This is a genomic window from uncultured Kiloniella sp. (assembly GCF_937128705.1).
Taxonomy (GTDB): Bacteria; Pseudomonadota; Alphaproteobacteria; order Kiloniellales; family Kiloniellaceae; genus Kiloniella.
Genome location: NZ_CAKZMP010000112.1, coordinates 1 through 2465, shown reverse-complemented (window position 1 = coordinate 2465; position 2465 = coordinate 1). Strand labels below are relative to the sequence as shown.

The following is a 2465-nucleotide window of genomic DNA, read 5'->3' as shown; positions in this document are numbered from 1 at the left end:
CTTTCATAGATGATACCGATCACGCCCAAAGGCACAGAAACCTGCTCAAACTTAAGGCCATTGGGCTGATCCCAGCTTTTAAGTGACTTCCCGATTGGGTCAGGAAACGCAGCGATTGCTTCAAGCCCAGCGGCCATGGCTTCGACACGGTCATCGTCCAAAGCAAGGCGATCAAGCATTGCGCTGCTGATGCCTTTGTCTTCGGCAGCAACCATGTCCTTTTTATTGGCTTCAAGGATTGTCGGGAGTTGAGCGCGAATGGCTTTGGCGGCGGCAATCAAGGCATTGTTTTTTACATCTGCCGGGGCCAGAGCCAGATCCTGTGCAGCAGCTTTTGCAGCTTGTCCCAGCTGATCCATTTGCGCTTTCAGTTCGCTCATATCCTTACATTCCTGTTTTGGTGCAGCTTTCTTTGCTACTTTGGTTATGTCTCAATAGAGATTTGATTATATTGTGTTTTTTTAATTGAGGACAAGATCATCCCTGTGAATCAGTTCTTCCCGTCCCAGATACCCTAATCGTGCTTCAATTTCTGATGACTGCAGGCCGATAATTTTTCTGGCATCACCGTTGGAATAGGCTGCGAGGCCACGGGCGACTTCCCGTCCATCGGGTGATTTTACCAGAACGGCATCGCCGCGCTGGAACTTTCCGTCAACAGCCGTAACCCCGGCCGGTAGAAGAGACTTCCCGTTTTGCAAAGCTTTGAGAGCGCCGGCATCCAGTGTCACAGTACCCAAAGGTTTCAGGCTGCCTGCGATATAGCGTTTGCGGGCTGTTTTCGGCTCAACAGAAGCCTCAAACACGGTGGCTCTATTGCCCTCTATAATATTTTGCAGCGGATTAAGTTTATGACCGTTGGCAATGATCATGTTACAGCCAGCGCCGACAGAGATTTTGGCTGCAGATATCTTGGTGATCATGCCGCCTGAACTATAGCCGGGAAGCGCTTCGCCAGCCATTGCGTCAATCTCAGGGGTAATCTCTCTGACGACAGGCAGGAACTCGGCATGTTCATCACGTTTGGGGTCTGCTGTATACAGGCCGTCAATATCGGATAGAAGTATCAGTAGATCAGCATTGACCATGGCCCCAACCCGTGCGGCCAAGCGGTCATTGTCACCAAAGCGAATTTCACTAGTTGCCACGGTATCATTCTCGTTAATGATGGGGACAGTGCCCAATCGCAACAAGGTTGTCAGTGTGTTTCTGGCGTTGAGATGACGGCGACGTTCTTCGGTGTCCCCAAGGGTCAGGAGAACTTGCGAAACAGTAACATCGTGTCTTGCCAATGCTTCTTGATAGGCATGTGCCAGGAGAATTTGCCCTGTTGCAGCAGAGGCCTGTTTTTCTTCAAGGCGCAGGTTCTGTTTGGTCAGGCCCAGATGATTTCTGCCAACGGCAATCGCGCCAGACGAGACCAGCATGACCTCTGCTCCTCGTGCGCGAAGGTTTGCGACATCGTCTGTCAGGGCATTGAGCCAATTCAGACGTGGCTTGCCAGTCTTGTCATCAACCAGCAGTGCGGAACCGATCTTGATGACAATACGTTTTGCGGATCTGAGGTGTTCAGCGGCAGACAAACCTGTCCCGGATGATATGTTGCTCATAGACCTGTACCATAACTAGATAGGGGAGTAGCCCTGAGGACCTTGTTCAGCTTCCAGTTCTTCCTGTTCCTCTTCGCGACCATCAACAACATGATCGAGCAGGCCTGCAAGAACTTCTTTTACGCCGTTCTGACTAATTCCGGAAATAAGATAAACTTTCTGGCCGGAAAGAACTTCTAATTCAGCTTGTCTTTCAGCGGCTTCTTCTTCGACCAAGGCATCGATTTTGTTCAGTGCCAGAATGGAAGGTTTTGTGTCCAGACCCTCGCCATAGGCTTCAAGCTCGGCACGAATGATTTTGTAATCTTCGAGATAGCTGTCAGAGGTTCCGTCCACTAGGTGTAATAGCGCGCCACAGCGTTCAACGTGACCAAGAAAGCGTGTGCCAAGGCCGTGACCTTCGCTCGCACCTTCGATCAAGCCGGGAATATCGGCAATAACAAACTCTTCCCCTCGGCTATAGACGACACCAAGGTTGGGGTGCAGCGTGGTAAAGGGGTAGTCTGCGATTTTCGGCTTGGCACGGGATACAACTGACAAGAACGTTGATTTACCTGCATTTGGCAGGCCTGCTAGTCCCACATCGGCAATTAATTTCAGACGGAGCCAGATCCACATCTCTTCACCGGGCCAACCGGGATCAGATCGACGTGGGGCGCGGTTTGTTGATGTTTTAAAACGTGCGTTTCCAAAGCCACCATCACCACCTTTACAGATCACAAATTCCTGACCTTCTTCGGTGATGTCACAGATGACCTGTTCTTTATCTTCGCCAAGAACAACGGTGCCAACGGGCACTTTGATAATCAAAGGTTTTGCGGCGGCACCAAACATATCGCTACCGCGACCATGTTC

At 50.7% G+C, this 2465-nt stretch carries 2 protein-coding genes and 1 pseudogene; all 3 read right to left on the bottom strand.

What is annotated here, in order from left to right; translation table 11 throughout:
- A pseudogene (gene proA, locus Q0241_RS06610) lies at positions 1-380 on the bottom strand (gamma-glutamyl-phosphate reductase); the annotation flags it as partial.
- A gap of 81 nt (positions 381-461) precedes the next feature.
- On the bottom strand, positions 462-1610 hold the full coding sequence (proB, locus tag Q0241_RS06605; protein WP_299374977.1) for a glutamate 5-kinase: 1149 nt from the start codon (positions 1608-1610) through the stop codon (positions 462-464).
- A 15-nt stretch (positions 1611-1625) separates the two neighbouring features.
- Positions 1626-2465: GTPase ObgE (gene obgE / locus Q0241_RS06600; RefSeq protein ID WP_299374975.1), on the bottom strand; the 840-nt coding region annotated here is incomplete at its 5' end.

Excerpts from the sequence above, each read along its gene's own strand:
- proB (WP_299374977.1), bottom strand. The coding sequence starts at position 1,610 with ATGAGCAACATATCATCCGGGACAGGTTTGTCTGCCGCTGAACACCTC.